This window comes from Streptomyces sp. NPDC059456, assembly GCF_042750055.1.
Taxonomy (GTDB): Bacteria; Actinomycetota; Actinomycetes; order Streptomycetales; family Streptomycetaceae; genus Streptomyces.
This window is the reverse complement of record NZ_JBHYVA010000491.1, coordinates 2,444-6,476: the sequence shown is the minus strand read 5'-3', so window position 1 is coordinate 6,476 and position 4,033 is coordinate 2,444. Positions and strand designations below refer to the sequence as shown.

Genomic DNA, 4,033 nt, shown 5'->3' with positions numbered 1-4,033 from the left:
GGCCAGCTCCTCGCGGGCGGCCTCGTCGGTGACCACCCGGCGGGAGAACTTCTGCCCGCGCTTGATGATCTCCTGCATCTTCTTCTCGATGAGCTTGAGGTCATCGGGGTGGAAGGGCACCGTACGGGTGCTGCCCGTCAGTGCTCGTGGATCGTGTTCGTCTCGGCGATCTTCTTCCACGACCTCGGCTCCACCGGCTTCGCGGCCGGGGCCTTGAGGGACCGGGCGCCCGGGGACGCGGCGGCGGCCGGCGGGGCGAACGCCGGCTTGCCCGGCGTGTACAGCCAGGTCTCGAACAGCTGGGCGAGGGGCTTGTCCGACACCTTCTCCGCGTACCGGACGAAGTCCCCGACCTTGGCGTTGCCGTAGGCCCGCTCGGTCGGCCAGCCCTTGAGGATCTTGAAGAACTTCTCGTCGCCGATCTCGTTGCGCAGCGCCTGGAGGGCGATCGCGCCGCGGTCGTAGACGGCCCCGTGGAACTGGTTGTCGGGACCCGGGTCGCCCGGCTTCACCTGCCAGAACGGGTCGTCCGCCGGCCGCAGGCCGTACGTCCAGTCGGCGAGCTCCTGGGCGGTGCCCTCGCCCTCCTTCTCCGACCACAGCCACTGGCTGTAGCGGGCGAAGCCCTCGTTGATCCAGATGTCCTTCCAGCCGTCGACGGACACGCTGTCCCCGTACCACTGGTGGGCCAGCTCGTGCACGACCACCTGGACGTTCGCGCCGGTCGCGAACTGCCTCGGGCTGTATAACGGCCGGGTCTGGGTCTCCAGCGCGAAGCCGGAGGGCACGTTGGGCACGTAGCCGCCCAGGGCGTTGAACGGGTACGGACCGAAGACCCCCTCCAGCCACTCGGCGACCTCGCCGGTCCGCTCCACGCTCGCGCGGGCTGCGCCCGCGTTGTCGCCGAGGTCCTTGCTGTACGCGTTGAGGATCGGCAGCCCGCTCGCCGTCTTGTCGGTGGTCACGTCGAACTTGCCGATGGCGAGGGTGGCGAGGTACGTGGCCTGAGGCTTGTTCGAGCGCCAGCTGTACCGGGTCCAGCCGAGCCGGGAACTCTGCGACTGGAGCACGCCGTTGCTGATCGCCTGCGTGCCGTCGGGGACGTTGACCGAGATGTCGAAGGTGGCCTTGTCGAGCGGGTGGTCGTTGCTCGGGAACCACCAGACGGCCGAGTCGGGCTCCTGCGCGGCGACACCGCCGTCCGGTGTGCGCTGCCAGGCCGACCAGCCGTCGACCTTGAACTCCGAGGGCTTTCCGGCGTACTTGACGACGACGGTGGCCGGATTGTCCTTCTGCAGCGCCTGGGCGGGGGTCACCTCCAGCTCGTGGGCCCCGGAGGTGGCGAACTTCGCCTTGGCGCCGTTGACCCGGATCTCGCTGACCTTCAGGCCGAAGTCCAGGTTGAAGCGGGACAGGTCCTGCTTGGCGGTGGCGAGGAGGGTGGCGGTGCCCTCCAGGAGGTCCGTCGCCGGCTGGTACTGCAGGCGCAGGTCGTAGTGGGAGACGTCGTATCCGGTGTTGCCGCTGGTGGGGTAATAGGGATCACCGATACCCGGGGCGCCTTGGACCGAACTCGCCGCCGACGCCGGGATCACCAGCAGGAGGGAAGCGGCGAGCACGCTCGGGGCGATGACTTTGCGGTGCACGAAGAGCTCCAAGGGGTAGGGGAGACAGCTCTGTTCAACGGCTTGGTCCGACCGTATTCACGCCCGGTCTCCCACGTCATGTCCATGGCCCCTGCTGTCACACGATCGCCATTCGGCCGTCACAGCCCGGCGGCCGCGCGGGACGGCGGCCGCCCCGAAGTGCCGCATCCGTCCCCGCGCACCGCCGTTCCCCGCCCCGAGACCCTCCGGAAGAACGGCCGGAACCGGGCCCCGCCCCGTCCGTGCGGGTGTGGCTCAGAGGCCGTTCAGCTTGGACTGGTTCACGAACTGGCTGCCGATGCCGGTGTCGTTGCCCGTGAACAGGGCGGTCGCGCCGCGCAGGGCGGTCTTCTCGGACGCCAGGCGGCCCATCAGGGTCTTGACCTGCTGGTCCCAGGTGTCCGCCACCTTCTTCAGGCCGGCGGCCGTCTCCCAGCCGTCGAAGCCCTTCTGGGCGGCGCCGGTCTCGGTGTCCGCGTGCTCCGTGGCCTTCTTCGTGTTCGGTTCCAGCTCGGTCTCGATGGTGCCCGCCGCGGCCTTCTTCTCGGCCGGCGTCGAGGCGAAGTCCGCGGGCCCCTTGCCCGGGGCGAACGGCCCCATCGGTGCGGTGGGACCGGTCGGTCCGCTCGGTTCCGTCGGTACGTGGTTCAACCGCATGCCGATATCAGATGACATGTTCGCGCCTCCCCGTTGGCATCGCTTGATCATATGCGCGGCAACGGCGCACCGCCCAGGCGGCCGTCGCCGCCCTCACGCTACCTTCACGGCTCCGCGCGCGACCCCCGCCCCCGCGCCCCGGACCGCCCCGGTGTCCACCCCGGGCTACCCGGCATACTGAGCGGTCGGTAATCTGACCGGTATGACGAACCCTTCGCGCGCCGCCCGTAACTGTTGGCATGCAGCGATCAACCCGCTGCACGCGACCATCTACTTCTCGCCCGACCTGGGCAAGGAGTTCGCCGCCCTCGGAGTCACCGAGCGGCCCGCCGTGAACCTCGCCTCGCGGTCGGCCGCCATGGGCGCCGTCGGGGCCGGTACGGTCACCGCCACCTTCTACAACTACCGCCACGACTTCGTCGCCCGTCACCTGCCCGCCGTCTGGGAGACCATCACCCCCGAGCAGGCCCTCGACGCCCGGCTGCGCGCCGCCGACAGCACGCTGCGCCGGCTGCTCGGCGAGGAGACCATCGAGTCCCCCGAGCTCGCCGAGGCCGCCGACCTCGCCCTGCGCGCGACGGAGGGCTGCACCCGGCACGCCCGGACCCTGTACGCGGCCCACGCCGACCTCCCCGTGCCCGAGGAGCCGCACCTGCGCCTGTGGCACGCCACCACCCTGCTCCGCGAGCACCGCGGCGACGGCCACCTCGCCGCCCTGCTGCTCGCCGGGCTGGACCCGCTGGAGGCCCTGGTCAGCCACACCGCCACCGGCCGCGGCATGACCCCGAAGTGGATCAAGGCGATCCGCGGCTGGGAGCAGTCCGACCTCGACGCCGCCGCCGACCGGCTGCGCGAGCGCGGGATCCTCGCCGCCGACGGCGAGCTCACCGAGGAGGGCGCTGCCGTACGCGAGCGCCTCGAAGCCGACACCGACCGCCTGGACGCGGCCCCGTACGCACACCTCGGCGCCGACGGCCTGGCCCGCCTCGCCGAGCTCGGCGGCGGGTTCGTCATGAAGGCCATCGCCGCAGGCGCCTTCCCCGCCGACGCCTTCGGCAAGGCCTGAGCGTCCCGGGCGCGGCCCCGGGCGGGAGCCCGGGCGCCGTCCCGGGCGCGGGGCTCCCGCCCCCCGTCACCGCCACCTGCCACAATTGGCAGCCTTCCAGTGCAAACGAAGGCAGGCGGGACCCGATCGTGACGATGTCCATCGAAGGCAGGATCGCCGAGGAGCTCGGCGTACGGGAGCGGCAGGTCAAGGCCGCCGTCGAGCTGCTCGACGGCGGCTCCACCGTGCCGTTCATCGCGCGCTACCGCAAGGAAGCGACCGAGATGCTCGACGACGCCCAGCTGCGCACCCTCGAGGAGCGGCTGCGGTATCTGCGCGAGCTGGAGGACCGGCGCGCGGCGATCCTGGAATCCGTACGGGAGCAGGGCAAGCTCGACGCCGGGCTGGAGGCCCGGATCAACGCGGCCGACACCAAGGCCCGGCTGGAGGACATCTACCTCCCGTTCAAGCCCAAGCGGCGCACCAAGGCGCAGATCGCCCGCGAGGCCGGTCTGGAGCCGCTCGCCGACGGCCTGCTCACCGACCCGTCGGTGGAACCGGCCGCCGCCGCGGCCGCGTTCGTCGACGCCGACAAGGGCGGCGCCCACCCCGGGCGCGGCCGGGGGGGGGGGCCCGGGCGGTACCCGGGCCGCCGGCCGCGGGGGCCCCGGCCGCGCTCCGGTCC

Annotated in this window: 3 protein-coding genes and 1 pseudogene; 2 read left to right on the top strand and 2 right to left on the bottom strand. The window is 71.9% G+C overall.

Going from position 1 to position 4,033, the window contains the following annotated elements; all coding sequences use genetic code 11:
• Nucleotides 1-137: 137 nt before the first annotated feature.
• Both ACFXA3_RS31300 and ACFXA3_RS31295 read right to left on the bottom strand, forming a co-directional pair.
• A complete protein-coding gene (locus ACFXA3_RS31300) occupies nt 138-1,646 on the bottom strand; it encodes a M1 family metallopeptidase (protein ID WP_385192196.1) in 1,509 nt (502 codons plus the stop codon).
• Between the two features lie 255 nt (nt 1,647-1,901).
• Complete coding sequence (locus tag ACFXA3_RS31295; protein ID WP_385192194.1) at nt 1,902-2,321, bottom strand: hypothetical protein; 420 nt, start codon at nt 2,319-2,321, stop codon at nt 1,902-1,904.
• Between the two features lie 184 nt (nt 2,322-2,505).
• On the opposite strand from ACFXA3_RS31295, the gene ACFXA3_RS31290 reads away from it, so the two are divergent.
• Complete coding sequence (locus ACFXA3_RS31290) at nt 2,506-3,369, top strand: hypothetical protein (protein ID WP_385192191.1); 864 nt, start codon at nt 2,506-2,508, stop codon at nt 3,367-3,369.
• Between the two features lie 128 nt (nt 3,370-3,497).
• Nucleotides 3,498-3,951: pseudogene (locus tag ACFXA3_RS31285) on the top strand (Tex-like N-terminal domain-containing protein); the annotation flags it as partial.
• Nucleotides 3,952-4,033 lie beyond the last annotated feature (82 nt).